General features: G+C 76.0%; 13 protein-coding genes. 10 read left to right on the top strand and 3 right to left on the bottom strand.

The window, feature by feature from the left end:
* The first annotated feature begins 22 nt into the window (after positions 1 to 22).
* Positions 23 to 607, top strand: a complete 585-nt coding sequence (locus BMX74_RS23715; protein WP_091102851.1) for a DUF421 domain-containing protein — start codon at positions 23 to 25, stop codon at positions 605 to 607.
* Between the two features lie 28 nt (positions 608 to 635).
* On the opposite strand, the gene BMX74_RS23720 is transcribed toward BMX74_RS23715, so the two are convergent.
* On the bottom strand, positions 636 to 1,154 hold the full coding sequence (locus tag BMX74_RS23720) for a hypothetical protein (RefSeq protein WP_091102853.1): 519 nt from the start codon (positions 1,152 to 1,154) through the stop codon (positions 636 to 638).
* A gap of 381 nt (positions 1,155 to 1,535) precedes the next feature.
* Between BMX74_RS23720 and BMX74_RS23725 the strand changes: the two genes are divergently transcribed.
* The 9 genes from BMX74_RS23725 to BMX74_RS23765 are packed head-to-tail and all read left to right on the top strand — an operon-like array spanning position 1,536 to position 21,035.
* Complete coding sequence (locus BMX74_RS23725) at positions 1,536 to 5,345, top strand: non-ribosomal peptide synthetase (protein WP_218154021.1); 3,810 nt, start codon at positions 1,536 to 1,538, stop codon at positions 5,343 to 5,345.
* A complete protein-coding gene (locus tag BMX74_RS23730) occupies positions 5,342 to 11,785 on the top strand; it encodes a type I polyketide synthase (RefSeq protein ID WP_218154022.1) in 6,444 nt (2,147 codons plus the stop codon). Before BMX74_RS23725 ends, BMX74_RS23730 begins: the two co-directional genes overlap by 4 nt.
* Before the next feature lie 19 nt (positions 11,786 to 11,804).
* On the top strand, positions 11,805 to 13,316 hold the full coding sequence (locus tag BMX74_RS23735; protein ID WP_091102855.1) for an ABC transporter substrate-binding protein: 1,512 nt from the start codon (positions 11,805 to 11,807) through the stop codon (positions 13,314 to 13,316).
* 7 nt (positions 13,317 to 13,323) lie between these two features.
* Positions 13,324 to 14,265: an ABC transporter permease gene (locus BMX74_RS23740; RefSeq protein ID WP_091102857.1), complete on the top strand. Its 942-nt coding sequence runs from the start codon at positions 13,324 to 13,326 to the stop codon at positions 14,263 to 14,265.
* Complete coding sequence (locus BMX74_RS23745) at positions 14,262 to 15,044, top strand: ABC transporter permease subunit (RefSeq protein ID WP_091102859.1); 783 nt, start codon at positions 14,262 to 14,264, stop codon at positions 15,042 to 15,044. The genes BMX74_RS23740 and BMX74_RS23745 overlap by 4 nt, the downstream gene beginning before the upstream one ends.
* On the top strand, positions 15,041 to 16,474 hold the full coding sequence (locus tag BMX74_RS23750; protein WP_091102862.1) for an ABC transporter ATP-binding protein: 1,434 nt from the start codon (positions 15,041 to 15,043) through the stop codon (positions 16,472 to 16,474). Before BMX74_RS23745 ends, BMX74_RS23750 begins: the two co-directional genes overlap by 4 nt.
* Positions 16,475 to 16,499: 25 nt before the next feature.
* Positions 16,500 to 17,771 carry a methyltransferase domain-containing protein gene (locus tag BMX74_RS23755; protein WP_091102865.1) on the top strand — a complete coding sequence of 424 codons (1,272 nt, stop codon included), beginning with the start codon at positions 16,500 to 16,502 and terminating at the stop codon, positions 17,769 to 17,771.
* The gene (locus BMX74_RS45760) at positions 17,761 to 19,092 is read left to right on the top strand and encodes a class I SAM-dependent methyltransferase (RefSeq protein ID WP_091102866.1); all 1,332 of its coding nucleotides are present in this window, start codon (positions 17,761 to 17,763) and stop codon (positions 19,090 to 19,092) included. The genes BMX74_RS23755 and BMX74_RS45760 overlap by 11 nt, the downstream gene beginning before the upstream one ends.
* Complete coding sequence (locus tag BMX74_RS23765; protein WP_091102869.1) at positions 19,089 to 21,035, top strand: phosphopantetheine-binding protein; 1,947 nt, start codon at positions 19,089 to 19,091, stop codon at positions 21,033 to 21,035. The genes BMX74_RS45760 and BMX74_RS23765 overlap by 4 nt, the downstream gene beginning before the upstream one ends.
* 106 nt (positions 21,036 to 21,141) lie before the next feature.
* Here BMX74_RS23765 and BMX74_RS23770 read toward each other — a convergent pair whose 3' ends face one another.
* Both BMX74_RS23770 and BMX74_RS23775 read right to left on the bottom strand, forming a co-directional pair.
* A complete protein-coding gene (locus tag BMX74_RS23770; RefSeq protein WP_055501424.1) occupies positions 21,142 to 22,077 on the bottom strand; it encodes an NAD(P)/FAD-dependent oxidoreductase in 936 nt (311 codons plus the stop codon).
* Between the two features lie 63 nt (positions 22,078 to 22,140).
* Positions 22,141 to 22,908 carry a class I SAM-dependent methyltransferase gene (locus BMX74_RS23775; protein ID WP_236714561.1) on the bottom strand — a complete coding sequence of 256 codons (768 nt, stop codon included), beginning with the start codon at positions 22,906 to 22,908 and terminating at the stop codon, positions 22,141 to 22,143.
* Positions 22,909 to 22,923 lie beyond the last annotated feature (15 nt).

Here is a 22,923-nt window from a genome sequence, read left to right on the forward strand (position 1 = left end):
CCCCGGCGGCCGAGGAGTGGTCATGTGGCATGACATGCTGACGATGCAGGTGCCGATCCTGGAGAAGGTGGCGCGGACGGTCCTCGTCTACGCGCTGATCGTCGTGCTGTTCCGGCTCGCGGGCAAACGGGGCCTGGCCAACCTCAACACCTTCGACTTCGTCGTGATCTTCCTGCTGTCGAACGTCGTGCAGAACGCCGTCATCGGGCCGGACGACAGCCTCCTGGGCGGCGCGGTCGGCGCGGTGACCCTGGTCGTGGTCAACGCGGTGCTGACCCGCTGGCTGGCGCGCGACGAGCGCGCGGAGCGCATCCTCGAAGGCACGGCCACCGAGGTCATCAGGGACGGACGCGTCGTCGAGAGCGCGACCAGGCGGCTCTCCCTGCGCCGAGGGCAACTGGCGACGGCCGTCCGCCTGCAGAACGGCGAGACGATCGACGACGTCGCCGTGGGCAGGCTCGAACCCGACGGGCACCTCGTCATCGTCCTGAAGCCGGAGGAGACGGGCGCCACGCGGGCCGACGTCCACCGGCTGGAGGAGCGGCTGGCCGCGATCGAGGCGCTGCTGCGGGACCGTCACGCCGGTCACGGCCACGCCTCCTCCTGAGCCAGCCGCCGGCGCCGCCCGACCCCGGTCAGCCGGTGGCGGGGCGGCTCCAGACCTCGGCGTCGGCGAGGAAGGCGTGCGTCGCGTCCCCCGCCACCGGCGCGCCGCCCACGGTCAGCGTGCCCGAGGGGCACGGCATGTAGACGTTGGTCAGCAGGTGCGCGACGCCGCCGAGGTCGAAGTCCTCGACCCGGCAGGCGCGGCGCTCCAGCGGCGGCCCGTCGATCGTGACGGTCACGTCGGCGGCGGACGCCCGCAGGCCGGCGGTGAGGTCCAGCTCCATGTCCACCGGCGCGACCGTCACCTCGGGGTCCGGCCAGGGCAGGCCCGCCACCTCCGGGAAGTGCCTGGTGAACTCGCCGGCCAGCCAGCGGGCCAGCTCCGCGTCGGGGCCGACGGCCCTGGTGCGGCCCTCGTGCCACAGCACGACCGCCCTGCCGCTCCCGGCCTCCGACCAGTCGGCGCGCCAGACGGAGGCGAACGCCACGCGCCGCCCGCCGCCGGTCACCGTCAGGCCGGGGTTCGCGCCGATCAGCCGAATCGCCATCGCTGCTCCGTCCTCCCGCGTCGCCAGGCGGCCGCCGGGCCATGACCGGCCGGGCGGCCCCAAGGACGCTACAGCGCCCCGGCCTCACGGGGGAGGCCCAGCGCCCGGAACCTGCCCACGCCTGCGAGACCCCGAGGCCACGGCGGCAGAGACGTCCCCGGAGACCCCGGCCCCTCACGCGCCTTGCCGAGAGCGGCCGTGAGGCGGCCGGTTTGTTTCGTGATAACGGTGTTGATAATCGTTTTCATTAGTGTTAGACATGACATCGCCTGTTTGGTCGGCCCTCGCGTCGATTCCCCCGCCCACGTTCGTGGAGGTCTGGTGACCCCTTTTCCGCTGGCTGATTCGTCGTGCCCGTCCCTTGGCGAGGTCGTCTCGTGCGTGGCACAGGTGCTCGGTGTCGAGGAAGGGGAGGTGGACCCCGACGCCAGGCTCACGGAGCTGGGCCTGGAGTCGTTCACCGCGGTGCGCCTGCGCCGCAGACTGCGTGAGCGCGTCGGCGCGGACCTGCCCATCGCGTCCTTCCTGGGGGCGGCGTCCGCGCGTTCGATCGCGCGGCGGGTCACGCCGGAGGACGCCGCCTTCCCCCTGACCGCCGCCCAGTCCGCGTACTGGGTGGGCCGGGACCGGGCGTTCCCGCTGGGCGGCGTGGCGACGTTCTTCTTCCACGAGTACGACCGGCGCCCCGGCGACCCGGAGGCCGATCTCGACCGGCTGGAGCAGGCGTGGAACGTGCTGGTCGAGCACCATCCCATGCTGCGCATGGTGGTCGGCGACGACGGCAGGCAGCGCGTGCTCGCGTCGCAGGGGCCGTACCGTGTCGGGCGCACCGACCTGCGGGAGGCGTCCGCCGAGGAGGTCCGGCAGGCGCTCGACCGGCTGCGCGCGGAACGTTCGCACCAGCTCCGCCCGGCCGATGTCTGGCCGCTGTTCGACATCCACGCCGCGCTGCTGCCCGACGGCCGGACACGGCTGTTCGTCGGCATGGACATCCTGGCGCTCGACATGGCGAGCTGGCTGCTCCTGATGCGCCAGTGGGGCGAACTGGTCGCCGACCCCGCGGCCCGGCCCCGTCCGTGCGCGACCGACTTCCCCACCGTGGTCAGGGAGCGGGAGTCGGACCCGGAGGAACGCGAGCGCCGGGCGCTGGCCGCCGCGTACTGGGCCGAACGCGCGCCGGACCTGCCGCCCGGGCCCACGCTCCCGCTGGCCGCGCCGATCGAGGAGCTCGGCGTGCCCAGGTTCGCCCGGCACGAGGGCCGGCTCACCGCCGAGGAGTGGACGCTGCTGCGGGCCCGCGCGGCCGAGCACGGGCTCAGCCCGACGGGGGTGCTGCTCGCCGCCTTCGCGCTCACCCTGCACCGGCGAGGCGCGTCCGACCCCTTCTGCCTGAACGTCACGCTCTTCGACCGCCCCGACCGTGAGGAGCTGCGCGACGTGGTGGGCGACTTCACCACGACGGCCCTGGTCGGCGTCCCGGTCCCCGACTTCTCGCGCCCGTGGACCTTCTCCGCGTGGGCGGCCGAGGTGAACCAGCGGTTCTGGACCGATCTGGAGCACCGCGCCGTCTCCGGCGTCGAGGCGCTGCGGGCGGCGGGACGCACGAGCGGTGCGCCGACGCATCCGGTCGTCTTCACCAGCGGTGTCGGACTGGCCGACGAGGAGGCCACGGCCTGGCTGGGGGAGGAGGTGTTCGGGGTGTCGCAGACCCCGCAGGTGCTGCTCGACCACATCGTGCGCGACGACGGAGGCCCGCTGAGGATCGCCTGGGACGTGGTGGAGAGCGCGCTTCCCCAGGAGTGGGTCCAGGGATGTCTCGCCGCCGAGGTACGTCTCCTGCGCAGGCTGATCGACCCGGCCGCCTGGACGTCCGCGACCCTGGCCGCCGATCCGGGCTTCCACGCGGACGAGCCGCTGGAGTGCGTGCCGTTCCCCGACGCCGGGCCCCTGCTCGACGAACCGTGGGCCGAGGCGGCCCGCCGTGACCCCGGAGCCCGGGCCCTGCTGGGCCCCGGCGGCGCGATGACGCACGGCGAGCTGGCGGAGGCGGCCCGCGGGCTGGCGGCGGCGATCAGACCGGGGGAACCGGTCGCCGTCGCCCTCGACAAGGGGTTCGACCAGATCACCGCGGTGCTGGCCGTCGTCGCCGCCGGCGCCTGGTACGTGCCCGTCGAGCCGTCCTGGCCCGCCGCGCGGGTCGCCTCCGTGTGCCGGCAGGCGGGCGTCGCAGCCGCGATCGCCGCCGGCGGCAGCCCGGTCACCTGGCCCGAAGGCGTGACCGTCCATCAGGTCGGCGACCGCCCGTCCCCGGTCGACGGCTGGGTCCCGGAACGGCCCGCGCCGGACGAACTGGCGTACGCGATCTTCACCTCGGGCTCCACCGGAACGCCCAAGGGGGTGGCGATCGAGCACCGGGCGGCCCGCACCACCGTGGACGACATCGTCGACCGGTTCGGGATCGGCCACCACGACCGCGTGCTCGGGCTGTCGGCGCTCAGCTTCGACCTGTCGGTCTTCGACGTCTTCGGCGTGCTGGGCGCGGGCGGGGCGCTGGTGCTGCCGGAGCCGGCCCGCCAGCGCGACCCCGAGCACTGGCTGGAGCTGGCCGAGCGACACGGCGTCACGATCTGGAACACCGCGCCCGCGCTGCTGGAGATGCTCGTCGAGTACGCCGAGCTGGACCCGGACGCCGCCCGCCGCCAGTTGCGCTCGCTGCGCCTGGTGATGCTGTCCGGTGACTGGATCCCGGTCACCCTCCCCGAACGGCTGCGCGCGCTCGCGCCCCAGGCCCGGCTGTTCAGCCTGGGCGGGGCCACCGAGGCGTCGATCTGGTCGATCTGCCATCCGGTGGAGGAGGTGGACCCGGCGTGGAAGAGCATCCCGTACGGCCGGGCGCTGCGCGGGCAGAGCTTCCGCGTCCTCGACGAGGACGGCGTGCCGGTGCCGCTGGGCGAGCCAGGGGAGCTGTACATCGGCGGAGACGGGCTGGCCCGCGGCTATCTGGGGGATCCCGAGCAGACCGCGGCCAGGTTCTCCGTGCACCCGGGCCTGGGCGAGCGGCTGTACCGCACGGGCGATCTCGGCCGGTGGCGGCCCGACGGCACGATCGAGTTCCTCGGCCGGGTGGACCGGCAGGTCAAGATCCGCGGGCACCGGATCGAGCTGGGCGAGATCGAGGCCGTGCTCGCCCGCCAGCCCGGTGTCAGGGCGTGCGTCGCGGCCGCCGTCCCCGGGCCGGACGGGCGGCCGAGGCTGGTCGCGTACGTGGTGGGGAAGGAGCCGCTGTCCGAGGAGCCGCTGTCGGAGGAGCGGCTGACCGCGGCGCTGCGGGAGCGGCTGCCGTCGTCCATGGTGCCCGCGCGGCTGGTGATCCTGGACCGGTTGCCGGTCACGGCCAACGGCAAGGTGGACCACGCCGCCCTGCCCGGCCCGTACGCACGGACGGGCCACCCCGCCGCCGAGAAAGCCGCCGGGCAAGGCACTGGGAAAGCCGTTGAGCAAGCCGCTGACGAGCACGCGGACGTGCGGCCGGACGGCGGGCGCGACCTCGCGGACTGGGTGGCGCGGGTCCTCCGCGAGGCCCGGGAACGCGGCCTGGAGCTGGCCCTGACGATACGCCCCGGCGCGCCGGAGCCGTCCGCGGTGCTGCGCCCGCCGGGCCCGGAGCCCGCACAGAGCGCGCCGGGCGTGGAGCCTGCACCGAGCGCGCCGGGCCTGGAGTCCGTACCCACCGCGCCGGGCGTGGAGCCCGCACAGAGCGCGCCGGGCGTGGAGGCCGCACCCACCGCGCCGGGCGTCCCGCGCGCACCCGGCGCGCGGAGTGACGTCCCGGCTGATCCCGAGGTGCTGCGGTCCATCGCCTCTGTCTTCGAAGAACTGCTGGGGCACCACGTCGATCCCGACGCCACCTTCTTCGACCTCGGGGCCACGTCGATCACCCTCGTCCTGGCCCACCGCGAGCTGCGCCGCCTGGCTCCCGCGCTCTCCGTCGTGGACCTCTTCGACAGGCCCACGGCCCGTGCCCTGGCGGCCCACATCGCCCGCCGCGAGGCGCCACCGGAGCCTGCCCGCGTCGCCGGCTCCCAGCCTGCCCGCGACACGGGCCCGGTGGCGGGCCGGGCGGCGGGCCGGGTGGAGGGCCGCGGATCGCGGCTGCGGGCCCGCGCGCACGCCGAGGAGGTGTCCCGTTGAGCACCGCCATAGCGGTCGTCGGCCTCGACTGCCGCTTTCCCGGGGCGCCCGATCCGGAGTCGTTCTGGCGCATGCTGGTCGAGGGCAGGCAGGGCCTGACCCGTTTCGACAGGGGCGAGTTGCTGGCCAGGGGCGTGGACCCCGCTCTGCTGAGCAGGCCGGGATACGTCCCGGTCGGCGGGCTGATCGAGGGCCTGGACCTGTTCGACCCCGACCTGTTCGGCATGACCGAGGCCGAGGCCGCGGTCGCCGACCCGCAGCAGCGGCTCTTCCTGGAGTGCTGCTGGCGGGCGCTGGAGTCCTCCGGTCACGGGGGCGGCGCGGGCGCGGGCACGGTCGGCGTCTACGCCGGGGCCGCGCACAGCTCCTACCTCATGGCCAACCTGCACGATCGCTACGACCCCACGGGCGGCGGCGCCGACCCGGTCGGCAGCCTGCAGACGGCGATGGCCACCGTCGGCGACTACCTTCCGCTTCACGTCGCGTACCGGCTGGGGCTCACCGGGCCGGCGCTCGCGGTCAACACCACCTGTTCGACCTCCCTGGTCGCCGTGCACGTCGCCGCGCAGGCGCTGCTCAACGGCGAGTGCGACACCGCGCTCGCGGGCGGGGTGTCGCTGACGGTGCCGCAGGGGCACGGCTACCTGCACGTGCCCGACGCGATGTTCTCCGCCGACGGCCGGGTGCGGGCGTTCTCGGCGGAGGGCAGCGGCATCGTCTTCTCCCAGGGCGTGGGGGCCGTCGTGCTGCGCCGCCTGGACGACGCGCTCGCCGACGGTGACGAGGTGCTGGCCGTCCTGCTCGGCTCGGCGGTCAACAACGACGGCGCCGACAAGGTCGGCTTCACCGCCCCTTCGGTGCGCGGTCAGGCCAGGGTCGTCGCGGAGGCGCTGTCCGTCGCCGGGGTCGAACCCCGCGCCGTCGGGTACGTGGAGGCGCACGGCACCGCCACCCGCCTGGGCGACGCCGTCGAGGTGGCGGCGCTGCGCAAGGTGTTCGGCGCGGAGGGGCCGGCGTGGTGCGCGCTCGGCTCGGTCAAGGGCAACATCGGGCACGCCAACTCCGCGGCCGGCGTCGCGGGGTTCGTCAAGGCCGTGCTCGCTGTCCGCCACGGTGTCATACCGGCCTCGCTCGGCGCCGAGCCGCTCAATCCGGCGCTGGAACTGGACGGCTCGCCGTTCGAGGCGGCGGTGGCGACCCGGCCGTGGGAGGGGCCGCGGTACGCCGGCGTGAGCGCGTTCGGCATCGGCGGCACCAACTGCCACGTCGTGCTCGGAGAGGCTCCGGACCGTCCGCCGGCCCCGGCGGACGACCGTCCCCAGCTGCTGCTGGTCTCGGCTCGCTCCGCCCCGGCGCTCACGCGGGCCGTCGAGGGGCTCTCGGCGTCCGAGCTCAAGGATGTCGCCGACGCCGCGTACACGCTGCACACCGGGCGCGAAGCGTTCGCGCACCGCCTCGCAGCGGCCGTCACCGGTCCTTCCGACTTCGCGGGCGCGCTGCGCGCCGCGGTGCCCGTCACCGTGCCGGAGAGCCCGCCCCGGGTGGTGTTCGCCTTCCCCGGCGGGGGCGCGCAGTACGCGGGCATGGCCTCCGGCCTGTACGGCGACGAGCCGGTCTTCGCCGAGACCGTCGACCGGTGCGCCGAGGCGCTGGCGCCGCTCCTGGGCGCTGACGTGCGCGAGCTGATTCTCGCCCGCCGCGACGACCCGGCGGCACGGACCGCCGCCCGGGATCCCGGGGTCGGGCTGCCCGCGCTGTTCGCCGTCAGCGTGGCCACCGCGGCGCTGCTGGAGTCCTGGGGCGTCGTGCCGGACGCCGTGCTCGGCCACAGCCTCGGTGAGTACGCGGCGGCCGTGGTCTCGGGCGCGCTGTCGACGGAGGACGCGGCGTCCCTGGTGGCGGTCCGGTCGACCGGCATGGCGGCGGCCGCGGGAGCGATGCTCGCGGTGTCCCTGCCCGAGGAGGCGGTCGCCGAGCTGATCGGCCGCCACCCGGACCTCGACCTGGCCGTCGTCAACGCCCCCGGCTCGTGTGTGCTCTCGGGGCCGGCCGAGGCGGTGGAACGCCTCCACGAGGAGCTGCGGGCGGAAGGCGTCGACGCCACGCGGCTGCGTCTGGACGCCGCCGCCCATTCGCGGTTGATCGAGCCGGTCATGCCCGCGCTGCGCCGGGCCGCCGAGCGGCTCACCCCGCGCCGGTCGAGGGTGCCGCTGGTGACGACGCTCACCGGGGACTGGGCGGGCGACGCGCTGTCCGATCCCGAGCACTGGGTACGTCACCTGCGCTCCACCGTGCGCTTCTCCGGCGCCCTGCGGACCGCCGTGGGGGACTCGCCCACCGTCCTCGTCCAGGTCGGCCCCGGCAGCGGGCTGGTCAGCGCGGCCCGCCGCCACGGCCTGCCCGCGCTGCGCGCCGCCCTGGCCACCTTCCCGGCGCCCGGCGACGACCAGCGGGACAGGGCCACCGTGCTGTCGGCCGCAGGACACCTGTGGACGCAGGGCGTGCCGCTCGACGCCGCGGCCCTGCACCGGCCGGGGCGCCGCCGCGTCGCTCTGCCCGGCCACCCGTTCCGGCGCCGCCGCCTGTGGACCGGCCCGCCCGCTCGGACCGCGGCGCCAGTGCCGTACACCGGGGACCTGCTGCAGATCCCGGTGTGGCATCGGGCGGTCCCGGCTCCGGCTCCCCGGCTCCCGGCCGGGGAGCGGTGGCTGGTCGTCGGCGGGTCCGCCGAGCTGGCGGACGCCCTCGCGCGGGCCGGGGCCGAGCCCGTCACCGCCGCGGATTACCCCGGCGCGAGCTGTGCCGGAGCCCTCTACGTCCTCGATCACCAGGACCAGGGGGAGAGCCTGGACGGGCGGGTCCGCGACGCCGTCGCCGGCTTCGCGCGCTTCGCCGCCCTGCTCGCCTCCCACCCCGACCCGCCGCGACGCCTGCTGCTGGTGACCGCCGGGGGCGAACGGGTGGAGAGCTCCGACGTGCTCGACCCGGCAGCGGCGGCGGTGCGGGCGCTGCCACGCGTCCTCGCCCAGGAGAGCCCCGGCTTGACCTGGCGGTCCGTCGACCTTTCCCTCGGTCCCGTGGACGCGTGCGCCGTGGTCGCCGAGGCCGCCGACCTCGTCGCCGCCGAGACCCGGCAGGCCGGGGGCGCGGCCGAGCCCGGCCCCACAGCCGCGGAGATCGCCGTGCGGGGCGTGACCCGATGGCTGCGTTCCTTCGCGCCCTGGCGGCCCTCGACGGCCCCGGACGCGGCCCGCCAGGGTTCGGTGGCGGTCATCCTGGGCGGTCTGGGCGACGTCGGGTTCACGATGGCGGAGCACCTGGCCGGTCAGGGGGTCGAGGTGGTGCTGACGTCCCGTACCGGGGTGCCCGCGCAGGCCGCTCCCGGCAGCGGGGACGCGGGGCGGCTGGCCTGGCTCCGGCGGCTGGCCGGGCTCGGGCTGGAGGTGGAGATCGAGGTCGCGGACGCCGCCGACGCCGGGGCGACCCGCGCGCTCCTGGACGGCGTGGCGCGCCGGCACGGGCGGCTCGACCTCGTCGTGCAGGGCGCGGGCGTGGTCGCCTCGGCCGGGATCGGTCCGCTGCGAGAGGCCGACGCCGGCGTCGCCGACGCGCACGCCCGCGCCAAGATCGGCGCCGCGGTCGCGCTGCGGGAGGCCGTCGACGCGCTGCCCGAGCGGTTCAGGCCGCGCACCGTGCTGCTGATGTCGTCGGCCACCGCCGCGGTCGGCGGGCTCGGCCTCGGCCCGTACGCGGCGGCCAACCGCGCGCTCGACGCCGTCGCCGAGCAGACGGGAGCCGGTGCCGGCACCCGGTGGGTCAGCGTGGCCTGGGACGGCTGGCGGGTCGGCCCGGCCGGGCGGGAGCGCACGGTCGCCTCGGCGCACTCCATCGGCGCCGCCGACGGCATGCGTGCCCTCGACCGGATCCTCGCCGCCGTCGCGGACGGCAGCGCGCCGCCCGTGGTGGCCGTGTCACCCGCCGACCTGGCCGCCCGCCTGGCTTTCGACGCCGCGGCCGTCCCCGGGGAAGCGCCTTCGGAGGAGGAGACCGGTGACTGGCGCCCGGCGGAGCGGCTCGTGGCCGCCCTCTGGTCCGAGCTGCTCGGCTTCCCCGTGAACGACCGCGACGCGGACTTCTTCGCGCTGGGCGGGCACTCCCTGCTGGCCACCCGCATGCTGGCCAGGCTGGCCGACGACCACGGCGTGCCTCTGCGGCTGAGCGACCTGCTGGCCAGGCCGACGGTGGCCGCGCTCGCCCAGCTGCTGCCGGACAGCGTGTCCGGCGGCCCGGTCCAGGTCTCGGAACCCGCCTCGACGGGGGAGACCGACTTCCCGCTGACCCGGGTGCAGCACGCGTACTGGGTCGGCGGCGGAGGCGGATACCGCCACGGCGGCACGGCCTGCCACTTCTCCCTCGAGTACGACTGCCCCGATCTCGACATCCCGCGATATCAGCGGGCGTGGAACCGGGTCATCGCCCGTCACCCGATGCTGCGCGCCGTCATCACCCCCGAGGGCCGCAACCGGATCCTGGACCGGGTGCCCGAGTACCGCATCCGCGTGCACGACCTGCGCGAGGAGGCCGATCCGGCGGCCCGGCTGGCGGCGCTCAGGGAGCAGCTGTCGCACCGGGCGCCGCGTCCCGACCGCTGGCCCCTGGTCGAGCTGCGCGCCGCCCTGCTGCCTGAGGGCACCGTCCGCCTGTTCGTCGGCGTGGACGTGCTGATCTGCGACACCGCCAGCTACCTGCTGCTCGACCGGGAACTGAAGCACTTCTACGAGCACGACGGCGGCCCCGACCTGCCCCCGATCGGCACGGATTTCGCGGCCTGCGTGCGCGCGATGCAGGAGAGAGCGTCCGGACCGGCGGCCGGGTACTGGCGGGCCAGGCTCGACGACCTGCCGGGCCCGCCCGCGCTCCCCGTGCGGGACGGCGACGCGGCGACCCCGAGGTTCGCCAGGCGCAGCGCCACGCTGCCCGCCGAGGCCTGGGAGCGGCTCAGGCGGCGGGCCGCCGGCCACGCGGTCACCCCCACCGCCGTCCTGCTCGCCGCGTACGGCGACGCGCTGCACGCCTGGTCGGGCAGCGACCGGTTCTGCGTCAACCTCACCCTGTTCGACCGGCCGCGCATCCATCCCGACGTCGGCAAGGTCGTCGGCGACTTCACCTCACTGCTGCTGCACGAGGTGGACCGGAGGACACCGGCCACGTTCGCCGAGCGCGCGAGGACGGCTCAGCGCAGACTGTTCCAGGACCTCGACCACCGCGACTTCTCCGCCCTGGACGTGCTGGCCGAGCAGTCGGCCCGCACCGGAAGGCTGGCCCAGGCGCCCGTCGTCTTCACGAGCGCACTCGGCCTGGACGACACCCACGACCTGGACTGGGTCGGCACCCCCGTCCACGGGGTCAGCCAGACGCCGCAGGTCGTGCTGGACCACCAGGCGTTCGTCCAGCACGGAGAGCTGCTCCTGCAGTGGGACGTGGCCGAGACCGCGCTCCCCGCGGACGAGGCCGACGCCGCCTTCGAACGCTACGTGGCCGAGGTGCGCCGCCTGGCCGACGACGCCTCGGCATGGGAGAGCACGTACGGCGACCTGACCCTGCTGCTGCGCGAGGGCGCCCACCCGCGCCCGCTGTTCCTCGTCCATCCGTCCGGCGGCGACGTGCTCTGCTACGCGGAGCTGGCCCGCCTGCTCGACACCGACCGTGCGGTCGTCGGCCTGATCGACCCCGTCTTCGCCGGAGTCTCGCCGCCCGGCGACATGGAGGCCCTCGCCGACCTGTACGTGCGGGCGGTGCGCGCCTGGCAGCCCGCCGGTCCGTACGCGCTCGGCGGCTGGTCCATGGGCGGCACCCTGGCCCAGCTCATGGCCTGCCGCCTGGCGGAGGCGGGCGAGCGGGTCGAGCTGCTGGCGATGCTGGACTCGAACGTTCCCGACCGGATCCGCCCGCTCCCCGCCGAGAGACCCGACGCGCACGCGGCCGCCCGCTACGTGCGTTCCCTGGAGGCGTTCCACGGCGCGGACCTCGACCTGTCCCCGCCGGACCTGGAGACGCGCCTGGCGGCGCTGCCCGAGGCCGACCTGCCGGACGAGGTCTCCGGGATGCTGCGGCGGGCCGGACTGCTCGGCGCCCGTGACTCGATGGCGGAACGGCTGGAGGTCTTCACCCGCCACCTGCGCGTCCTCGGCGAGCACCGGGCCCGCCGCCTCGGCGGCGACACCCGGGCCCTCCTCGTCCGCGCCGCGCTGCCGTCCCCGCTCAACGGCGGGATCGGCATGGGCGTCGACGACGTGCCCGGCCACCACGACCTCGGCTGGGGCCCGTTCCTGCCCGGGCTCCGGACGGAGCCGGTCGACGCGCACCACTACTCCCTGCTCCGCGGGCCCGCCGTACGCCGGGTCGCGGAACAGCTCGACGAGCTCCTTCGCGAGCCCTGACCCTTCAGAAGAGGAATCCATGACCCTCAAGCAGCGACGCCCCGTCCTGCTGATCGCTCTCGCGGCGCTCGCCGCCGGTTGCTCGGCCCCGCCGCCGCCCACCTCGGGCAGCACCAGCACGCTGCGGTACGTGGCCGCGGGCAGCCCCGCCGCCGCCAGTGACGACCCGCACGGCGGGCTGGCCAACGAGTCGGACGCGCTGCGCTTCTCCCTGCTCTACGACGTCCTGACCGTGCCCGGGGACGACGGCACGGCCAAGCCCCGCCTGGCCGCCTCCTGGGAGCCGGACCGGACTCTCACCCGGTGGACGTTCCGGCTGCGCCCGGAGGCCACGTTCACCGACGGCCGCCCCGTACGGGCCGCCGACGTGCTCTACTCCCTGCGGCGCATCGAGCGCAAGGCGGCCGAGAACTACGGCAGGCTCGCGTCGTTCGACACCCAGGCCTCCACCGCGCCCGACGACCACACCGTCGTCCTGGTCAGCAGGACCCCGAACGCTCTGGCGCCGGAGGCGCTGGAATCGGTCACGTTCGTCGTCCCCGAGGGCAGCGAGGACTTCGGCAGGCCCGTGCCGGGCTCAGGGCCGTACCGGATGGCGGGCGGGGACGCGCGGACCGCCGTGCTGATGCGCAACCCCGCATGGTGGGGCCCCCGCCCGAGCCTGGACGGCGTCGAGATCCGGGCCATGGCCGACCCGCAGGCCAGAGCCGCCGCCGTCACCTCCGGCCAGGCGGACGTGGCGGGCAGCGTGAGCCCCGCCGCCGCGAAGGCCGCCGGCACGGGCGTCCGGGTGGTGCGCCGCGCACCCGTGACCGAGTACCCGTTCGTGATGCGCCTGGACCGCGAACCCTTCGACGACCCCCGCGTCCGCGAGGCGTTCAAGCTGGCCGCCGACCGCCAGGCCCTGGTCGACACCGTCTTCCTCGGGTACGGGAAGGTCGCCAACGACCTGCCGACGCCGTACGACGCCTCCTATCCCGAGGACCTGGCGCAGCGGCCCCGCGACGTGGCGCGGGCCAAGAAGCTCCTGGCCGCCGCCGGACACGCGGACGGGCTCGAGGTGACGCTGCGCACCACCACGTCCTACCCCGGCATGGACGGCGCCGCCGCCTTGTACGCGCGTCAGCTCGCCGACATCGGCGTCACCGCCACCGTCCGCAACGAGCCCCCGGACACCTACTGGACCGACGTGTGGGGCAAGGCCGACTTCTACACCGGCTACTTCGGGGGCATCCCCTTCACCGACGTGGCCAGGGTCGCGCTCCTCTCGGCGTCCCCGGCGAACGAGACCGCCTGGAAGCGGCCCGCGTGGGACGAGGCGTTCGCCGCGGCGCTCGCCGTCCGCGACGCCGCCGGCCGCAACGGCCGCCTCGGGGCGCTGCAGAAGGAGCTGTGGAAGGACGGCGGCTACGTCGTGTGGGGCCTCGGCGAGGGACTCGAACTGACCTCGCCCGCCGTCCACGGCCTGCCCACCGGCCCCGGGTTCCAGCGCTTCCTCCTCGACGGCGTCCGGCTCGGCGACGCGGGCTGAACCGGTGATGCGTCTCTCCGCGCCGGCGGGGCTGTCCCGCGCCGTCCTGGCGCCGTTAAGGGCGGTCGTCCTCCTGGCCGTGGTCTCGGTCGCGGTGTTCGCCGCCACCGAGCTGCTGCCGGGGGACGCCGCCGACGCCGTGGGCGCCGGCCGGGCCTCGGCGGCGCAGCTCGCCGGCCTACGCGCCGAGCGCGGTCTCGACCGGCCCGGCTGGGAGCGCTGGGCGAGCTGGGCCTCGGCGCTGCTCCACGGTGACGCGGGCCGGTCCCTGCTGACCGGCCGCCCTGTCGTGGACGTGATCGGCGGGCGGCTGCCCGCCACGGCCGTGCTGGCCGGGTCGGCGTTCGCGCTGACCGCGCCGCTCGTCCTGCTGGGCTGCGTCCTCGCCGGCCGCCGGGCGCTGCGCCGTCCGGGTGACGCCGGCGGCGGCCTGGCGACGGCGCTCACCGCGGTGCCTCAGGTGGTCGTGGCGGCAGCGCTCGCGGCCCTGCTCAGCGGGGTCCTGCGATGGGTGCCGCCGGTGTCCCTGCTGCCTCCGGGCGGCGGCCCGCCGGATCCGTCGATCCTGGTCCTTCCCGTCCTGACGCTGGCCCTGCCCTCGGCCGCGTTCGGCGTGGCGCTGCTCGGCGGCGTCGTGGCCGACGCGCTGCGCAGGCCCTACGTGACGGACGCGCTCGTCCGCGGCGTGCCGGCCGGCCGCGTCCTGCGGCGTCACGTCCTGCCCGTGCTCGCCGCGCCCGCGCTGCGGGTGCTGGCCGTCGTGGTCGGCGGCCTCGCCGCGGGCGGCGCCCTGGTCGAGACGGTCTTCGGCTACGCGGGAGCGGGCGAGCTGCTCGTCAGCTCGGTGGCAGCCCGGGACACGCCCGTGGTGCAGCTCCTGGGGCTCGGCTCGGCCACGGCCGTCCTGGCGGTGCTGCTGCTCGCCGACCTGGTCCCGGTGCGGTCGTGAACAGGGTCTCCCTCGCGTTCGCGTTCGTCGTCGTCGCGGTGACCCTGCTGGGACCGGCCCTCGCCCCGTACGACCCGGCCGCACCCGTGACCGCGCCGTGGCAGGCGAGCTCCGTCGGCCACCCCCTCGGAGGCGACGTGCTCGGCAGGGACGTGCTCTCGCGCCTTCTGGCGGGCGGGCGGCGCCTCCTGGTCCTCTCGCTCGTGGCGGCGGCGGCCGCCACCCTCGTCGGCACGCTCGGCGGGCTCGCGGCCGGGTGGGGCGGGTCCCGCGTGCTCGCGGCCGGTGCCGACCTGCTGCTCGCCGTCCCGGTGCTGCTGCCCGCGCTGGTGCTGGCCGTGTCCCTGCCGGGGGACGCGGCCGTCGTGGCCGCCACCGTCGTGGCGGGAGCGCCGCTGACGCTGGGCGTGGTCAGGGACGCCACCGCGGGCGCACGGGAACGCGGGTACGTCCGCGCGGCGCGGCTGCGCGGCGAGCGCACCCTCGCGGTGCTGCTGCGCGAGGTGCTCCCGGCCGTGGCCGGAGTGCCGGCCGCCGACCTCGGGCTGCGCTTCGTCACCGCACTGCAACTGGCCTCGGCGCTCGCCGTGCTCGGCCTCACCGACGCCCCCGCCACGGGGGACTGGGCCGCGATGCTCCGCGAGAACCTGGCGGGCGCCGCGCTCAACCCCGCCGCCCTCGCGGCTCCCGCGCTGCTGCTCGCCATGCTCTCCCTGTCCGTCGCCGCCGCCGCGCACGCGGGGCTCCGCCACGCGTTCGGAACGGGAGACGCCTCGTGACGGCGCACGAGGGGGCGCACGAGGGACTGCGCGCCGACCGGGTCCGCGTCACCGGCCCTTCGGGCCGCGTCGTCCTCGACGGTCCTGGCGTGCACGCCGCGCCCGGCCGCGTCCTCGCGCTGACGGGACCCTCGGGCAGCGGGAAGACCACCCTGCTGAGGGCCCTGCTCGGCTGCCTGCCGCCGGGGCTGCGGCGCACGGCCGGCGCGGTGCGCTGGCGCGGCCGCCCGGTGCCCACCGGGCGGGCCGGTCGCCGCTGGCGTCTCACCCAGGTCGGCTGGCTGGCCCAGGACCCCGCCTCCACCCTCGACCCCTGGCGGTCCGTCCTCGACCAGGTCGCCGAGGCCCTCACCGACCGCGGCGCCACGGGAACCGCCGCACGCGCCGGCGCCGCCGCGCTGCTCGAACGCCTCGGCCTCGATCCCGCGCTGCACGCGAGGACGCCGGGTCGGCTCTCCGGCGGGCAGGCCCAGCGGGCCGCACTGGCCCGCGCCCTCGCCGGCGACCCGCCCCTCCTGGTGCTGGACGAGCCCACCAGCGGCCTGGACCCGGACTCCGCCGGGCTCGCCGCCGAGGCCGTGCGCCGGCGGCGGGGCGACCCGTCGCGGGTCACGGTGCTGGTCTCACACGACCTGCGGCTGGTGGAGGACCTCGCCGACGACGTGACGCAGATCGGCGCCGTGGCCCCGCCCCCCGTCCCGGCGACGGCACCCCGGCCGGCGGGCACGCCGGCGGTCCTGACCGTGCGCGGGCTCGTCCTGGACCATCCGGCGGGCGGCCCGCCGCTCCTCACGGCCGACCTGACCGTGCACGCCGGAGAGCTCGTCGCGCTGCTCGGGCCGTCCGGCAGCGGCAAGAGCACCCTGCTGCGCGCCCTCGCCGGGCTGCACCCGCCCGCCGCGGGAACCATGGTCCTCTCGGCGGCCGGCACCACGGGACCCCTTCCGCACCTGGCGAGCGAACGCGGCCACGCCCAGCTGCGCCGCGTCCAGCTCGTCGGCCAGAACCCCCGCGACGAGCTCAATCCCGCCCACCGGGCCGTGACCGCGGTCGCCCGCCCGCTGCGCACGCTCGCGGGCCTGGGCCGCGCCCCGGCGCGGGCGCGGGCCCTCCGCCTCCTGGCGGACCTCGGCGTGGACGCCGAACACGCCGAGCGCCGCCCGGGACGGCTCTCCGGCGGCCAGCGGCAGCGCGTCGCCGTGGCGCGCGCGGTGGCCCCGGGCGCCGCCGTCCTGCTCGCCGACGAGATCACCTCGGCCCTGGACGCGGCCACCGCGACGCGGCTGCTCGACGTCCTCGACCGGCTCCGCGCCGACGGTCTCGCCGTGCTCCTGTCGACGCACGACCCGGGCGTGGCGGCCCGCGCCGACCGGGTCCTGCGCCTGAGCGCCGGAGCCCTGCACGAGCAGGACGTGAGCGCGCATCCATGAACACCATCCGGACGGAGGACCGGCCTTGACCGACGAAGCCATCCTTGACCTGCTGCGCGACCACCCGTGGGTGGCCACCGCGCGCCGCACGCCCCAGGGCGTCCTGGTGCGCCCGCGACCCGAGACGCTCGCCGTACGCCCCCGCCCCGGAGCGCTGCTGCGCGAGTTCCTGGAGCACTGGGGAGACGTCTACGACTGGGTGTACGAAGCGTCTCCCGAGCCCGGCGAGCCGGACTTCTCCGGCTGGCGCGCCTCCGACACCGGCCGGCCGTTGCCGGAGGAGCACATGGCCGACTGGCTCCGGTGCACCGTGGACCTGGTGCTGAGCCGCCGCCCGTCACGCGTGCTCGAACTCGGCTGCGGCAGCGGCCTGCTGTTGCACGCCCTGAGAGAGCGACTGACCGCCTACGTCGGCACCGACGTCTCCGCGGCCGCCGTCGAGCGGCTCGGCCCGATGACCACAGCCGGCATCGCGGTCGTCAGGGCCGCCGCCCACGAAGCCCGGTCGGACCAGGTGACGAGGGCGCTGGCCGACACCATGGGACCGCGGGCCCGGCCCGACTGCGTCCTGCTGAACTCCGTCACCCAGTGCTTCCCCCACCTCGGCTACCTGCGCGCCGTGCTGCTCGACGCCCTCGACCTGGTCGCCCCCGGTGGCACCGTGATCGTCGGCGACGTCCGGCACGCCGGGCTCCTCGGCCACTACTGCCGCTGGGTCGAACGTGCCAAGGACCCCGAGGCCGACCCGGCCGAGATCGAGCGGCGGGCGGCGCGACGGGCGGCCCAGGAGGAGGAGATGCTGCTCGACCCGCGTGCGATCGCGCGCGTCGCGCTGGAGGCGGGCCGTCCCGTCGCGGTGTCGGCCCACGCCCGCACCATGGCCGCCGACACCGAGCTCACCCGCTACCGCTACGACCTCGTCCTGCACGCCGACGCCGACGAGGCCCCCGCCTGGCCGGGCTCCGGACCGCGCGACGGCATCCCGAACGCGCTCCTGGACGACTCCCCGGACGCGAGCACCCCCCACGCCCTGCGCCCGCGAGGACCGGTCCTGCTCGATCTCGCCGATCCGACCCGCCTCGCCGTGGCACGACCCCCATCGACGGGGCGGTTCACGGCGAAGAGCGTCGCCCTCCTGGCCGAGGGCGTCGAACCCGGCCTGCTCGCGCACGAACCCATGACCGCGTTCGTGGCCCGGCGGCTGCCCGAGGTGCTGCACGACCACCTGCGCGCGGCCCTGCCCGGGACGCCGCTTCCCGTCATCGGCGTGGAGGAGGCGGCAGGCGATGCCCGTTGAGCCGCCCTCGCGCGACGATCTCCGCCTGGTCCGCCGCACCCTCGAAGCGCTGCCCGGCGTGGCGGAGGCGGAGGTCCTGCTCATCGGCGACGGCCCCGGGGCGGCCGTGTCGGCCCTGGTCTCCGACGGGCGCCCGCTGCCGGAACCCTCGGTCGCCGCCCCGCCTTCGGCCCGGCTCGACGACGGCGAGACCCGCGTCGTGCCAGGCTGCCTGGCGGCCATGGAACGGGCGGCCGTGCTGGCCATCGCGCACACCGTGCACACCGTGCAGACCACCGGCCTGTTCCGCCACGGCGCGGAGGAGGTCGCGGACGCGCTCCGGGCCGCCCCACGCCACCGGTGGATCGTCCGCCGCTGGCTGGCCGCGCTCGCCTCCGAGAACCTGCCGGCGCCTCCGTCCCGCCAGGAGCTGGCCCGCGCCATGCGGGACCTCGACGCCGCCCGGCAGGAGCTGGGCTACCCCGCCGAGATGGGCCGCTTCTTCCAGACGGCGCTGCGCAGCCTGCCGCGGCTCGTACGCGACGAGATCAGCCTGCAGTCCCTGCTCTTCGCGGGCGGAGGCATGACCGCCGCCCGGGGCAACTACCGCGACAACCTGATCAGCCGCCGGCTCAACAGGGCGGCGGCCGAGGCCGTCGCGGCACGCGCCCCCGCCAGGGTGCTGGAGATCGGCGCGGGGGTCGGCGCCACCACCGACGCCGTCCTCGCCGCCGTGGGCGAGGTGGACTACCTGTTCACCGACGTCTCCGCCTTCTTCCTGGACGCCGCCCGCGAACGCTTCGCGCACCGGACGGGGCTGCGCTACGCCCACCTGGACGTCAACGCCCCGATGGCGCTCGACGAGCAGCCGTTCGACGTCGTCCTGGCCGCCAACGTCCTGCACAACGCCCGCCACGCCGGCCGCACCCTGGCCGCGATCCGCGAGCTGCTGGCACCCGGCGGCACGCTCGTGCTGATCGAGTCGTGCGTCGAACACCACCTGGTGTCGGCCTCGATGCACTTCCTCATGTCGCCGCGGGCCGACGCGCTCCTGCCCGGCTTCGCCGACGTCCGGCAGGGTCAGGACCGCGTGTTCCTGACCCGGACCGAATGGATCCTGCAGCTCGCGGCGGCCGGATACCGGGACCTGCGCGTCGAGCCCGCTCCCGACGGCCCGCTCGCCGCCGCCGGACAGCACGTCTTCACCGCCGTCCGCGGCGAGCGCCACCCGGCCCCCGCCCCGCTGCCGCCCGAGGCGGCGGAGGCGCTGCCCCCACACCTCGTCCCCCGCGAGATCCACACCGTCGACGCCCTCATCACCGATCGGAGCCACCGCCCGTGACCGTAGACCCCGAACCCACGCTGCGCCGGATCTGGGCGGACATCCTCGACCTGCCCGAGAGCGACATCTCTCCGGGCGACAGCTTCCTCTCCCTGGGCGGCGACTCCGTGCTCGCCGTCCGCACCGCCGCCCTCGTCCGCAGGCGGCTGGGGGTGGTGCTGGCGATGTCCGACCTCCCGGTGCAGCACACGCTCGCCGACCTCGCCGCCGTCGTCCGGGAGCGCGGCACCGTGCGCGCCGCCGACGTGCCCGACCTCAAGGTGACCCGCCGGGACGACCCGCTCGCGCCGTTCCCCCTGCTGCCGCTCCAGCAGGGCTACTTCGTCGGCCAGCAGGACGGCTGGGAGCTGTCGTACGAGTCCGCGCACCACTACGCGGACCTCGGCCTGACCGGCGTGGACGGCGACGAGGCCCCCGAGGCGTTGAGCGACGCCCTGCACCGGCTCGCCGCCCACCAGCCCGCGCTGCGGGCGCGCGTCCTGCCCGACGGCAGCCAGCGGATCCTCGACCTGGACGCGCCCGGCGCGATCCCGTCCCTCACCGTCCACGACTGGCGCGCGCTCGACCCCGAGGAGGCCGCCCGGCGACTGGCCGGGCTGCGCGCCGACATGCGCGCGCACGGCCCTGACCCCGCCGCCGGACCAGGCGTCGACCTGCGCCTCAGCCTCCTGCCGGGCGGGCGCGGCAGGCTGCATTCCTCCATGAGCCTGCTCCTGGTGGACGGATGGTCGTCCGGCGTCTTCCACCGCGACCTCTTCGCGTTCGCCGCCGACTGGAACGCCGTGCTCGCGCCCCTGGACATCGACTTCGGCGACTACGTCACCGCCGTCCAGCGGCTGCCGGAGACCCCGCAGTGGCAGGCTGACCGCGACTGGTGGTGGCAGCGGCTCGACGCCTTCCCCCAGCCGCCCGCGCTGCCGCTCGCAGCCGAGCCGGACGCCGTACGGGCCGACGTGATGCGCAGCCTCGAAGCGCGGCTGGCTCCCGAGCGCTGGGCCCGCGTCCAGGAGCTGTGCCGCGCGCACGGGGTGACGCCGTCCGCCGCGGCGCTGGCCGCCTACGCCGTCGCGCTCGCGCGTACCGCGGGGCACCGGCGCTTCCTGCTCAACAGCCTCCAGCTCAACCGGCTGCCGCTGCATCCCGACGTGCACCGCATGGTGGGCGCCTTCTCCTCCACCGTGCTGCTGCCGGTCGAACTGCCGGGGCAGGCCTCGTTCGCCGCCCTCGCCCGCGACCTTCAGACCCTCACCGGCGAGGCGCTCGCGCACAGCCTCGTCTCAGGCGTGGAGGTGTCCAGGGAACTCGCCCGCCGATGGGGCACGACCCGGCCGGTCGCGCCCGTCGTCTTCCAGAGCACGCTCGGGGTGGACGCGGCCATGGGCAGCTCGATCCCGGAGGAGGCCGGGCCACTGGGCCGCATCGACCTGGCGGACCACCGGCAGGAGCTGCGCACCCCGCAGGTGGCCGTGGAGGGGCGCCTGTACGAGGCCAGGGACGAGCTGGTGATCGTGCTGTCGCTGGTGGAGGAGCTCTTCCAGGCAGAGGACGTGGAGCGGCTGTTCGCCACCTGGACGACGCTCCTGCGATCACTGGAGACCCGGGAGGGCTGGGAGAGCGCCTGCGACCTGCCGGGGGCGCTGGACCCGGACGGCGGCCTCCGGCTCGGCGCCCGGCCCCGCGCGACCACGGGGCAGGACGGCGGGGCGCCGCGCGACGAGCTGGAACAGGCGGTGGCCGGCTGCTGGCGCGAGCTGCTCGGCCTGCCGGAGCACCATCCACTCGACCGGGCGGCGGAGTTCTTCGCGCTCGGCGGGGATTCGCTCGTCGCCATCAGGATGCTCACCCGCCTGGCCCGCTCAGGACTTCCGCAGGTCACGCCCCGGGCCTTCCTCACCGCGCCCACGGTCGCGGGGCTGGCCGCGGCCATCCGCGCGAAGCGCTGACCTGACGGCCCCGGCGGCCGCGCGCCGCCGGGGCCGTGTCGTGCTCCGGTCCGCGCCCGGGGCGGCCGGGAGCCGGGCGAGCGTGCTCCTGCCGGAGCCGCGTGCTTCAGCCGGCGGCCAGTCCGGCGTCCTCGCGGAACAGCTCCTGGTCCACCCAGATCGCGGCCCTGGCGCCGTCCGCCGCCCCCGTGACCACGAACGTCATCGCGTCCGGCAGCGCCTCCAGCCGGGCCATGTCGCCCGCCGCGTACACCCCGCGCACCGAGGTCTGCTGGAACTCGTTGACCCGCACGCACCCGTCCGGCAGCAGCTCACACCCCAGCCGCTCGGCGAGGTCGGAGTGCTGCCTGGTGCGCGTCCGGTGGAACACCGCCCCGCGGAGGAGCGGCGTGCCGCCTTCGAGGCGCAGCTCAAGGGCGCCCGGCTCGCCGCGCAGCTCCGTGACCCGTTCCTCACGCACCCCCACCCCGGCCTTCTCCAGCCGTTCCCGGTGCTCGTCCGGCGGTGCCTCGCCGTTGCCGCACAGGACGACGTCGTCGCTGAAGCGGTCGGCGACGTACAGGGCGAGCATGACACTTGGGAAGTCGGAGCCCAGAACGGCGATCGGCTGCTCCCTCGCCTCGTAGCCGTGGCAGAAGGGGCAGTGGAACACGCCGCGGCCGAACCGCTCGGCCAGGCCGGGGACGTCGGCGAGGACGTCGGTCTGACCGGTGGCGAGGACCACTTTCCGCGCGTGTTCCCGGCCGCCGTCCGCCAGGGTCAGCTCGAAGCCCGAGGCGTTGCCCGACGTGAGGGCCGACGCGTCGACGACCTCGGCGGAGCGGGTCTCGACCGTGGGATAGGCCCGCAGGTCCGCCTGCCCCGCCTCCCTGAGCGCCGTGGGTGAGAGACCGTCGCGGGACAGCAGCATGTGCGTCTCCTGCGCGGGGGCGTTGCGCGGCGCGCCGCTGTCCACCAGCAGCACGCGCCGCCGCTGCCGCCCCGACACCAGCGCCGCGTTCAGCCCCGCGGGTCCTCCGCCCACCACGACGACATCGAACATCGCGTACGCATCCCTTCTGTCACGATGATCAGTTTCATGTTTGCGTTGACCGCGCGCGACTTGTCAGGCGGGCGATCGGGTGATGCACCACAGCCCGAGGCCGGCTGGGCCGGTGGGGCGCAGGTGCAGGCCGTGTTCGGCGAGTTCGGCCCTGAGCCCGTCATGGCCGAGGACCCACCAGGTGTACTCGACCTCCACTTCCTCGGTCGGTTCGCCGTCCTGGAAGGCGCGGTAGGTCATGCGCCAGGTGACCTGCTCGGGTCCGGCGGGTTCGGCCCGGCCCCAGCCCTCGTACCGGCGCCGCCCGATGCGCAGTTCGGAGAAGCGGGTGCGCGGCACGGCGACGGGTTCGGCCGGGGGCTGGAGGTTGAGGACGGCCCGGCCGCCGGGCAGCAGGCGTTCCGTCAGCAGCTGCCAGGTCATGCGGCGCTCGGCGGGGTCGAGGTGGCCGATGACGTTCATCATGACGAGCGTGCCCAGGCGGGGCGGGAGCGCGGCGCGGCGCAGCTCGCCGGGCAGCACGGTCACGCGGTCACGCAGGTCCGGGTCCTCGCTGACCCTGGCGAGCAGGACCGCGCGCAGACCTGGCGACGGCTCCACGGCGAAGATCTCGGCCTGGGGCACGGCCCGCGCGATCACCCGGGTGCCGTGGCCGCCTCCGGCCCCGACGTCCACGACGGGTCCGGGGGCTCCGCGCAGCGCCTCGGCCAGCACCGGCTCCAGCGCCGTCCAGGCCGGGGCGAGCATCACGTCCACGTACTCGGCGGAGCGTTCGTACGGGTCCGTCCCGGTGGGGAGTCGCCGCTGCCGCCGTGCGTGGTGAGGCTTCACGCGCTCTCCTCCGTG

It is taken from the genome of Nonomuraea pusilla (genome assembly GCF_900109355.1).
Classification (GTDB): domain Bacteria; phylum Actinomycetota; class Actinomycetes; order Streptosporangiales; family Streptosporangiaceae; genus Nonomuraea; species Nonomuraea pusilla.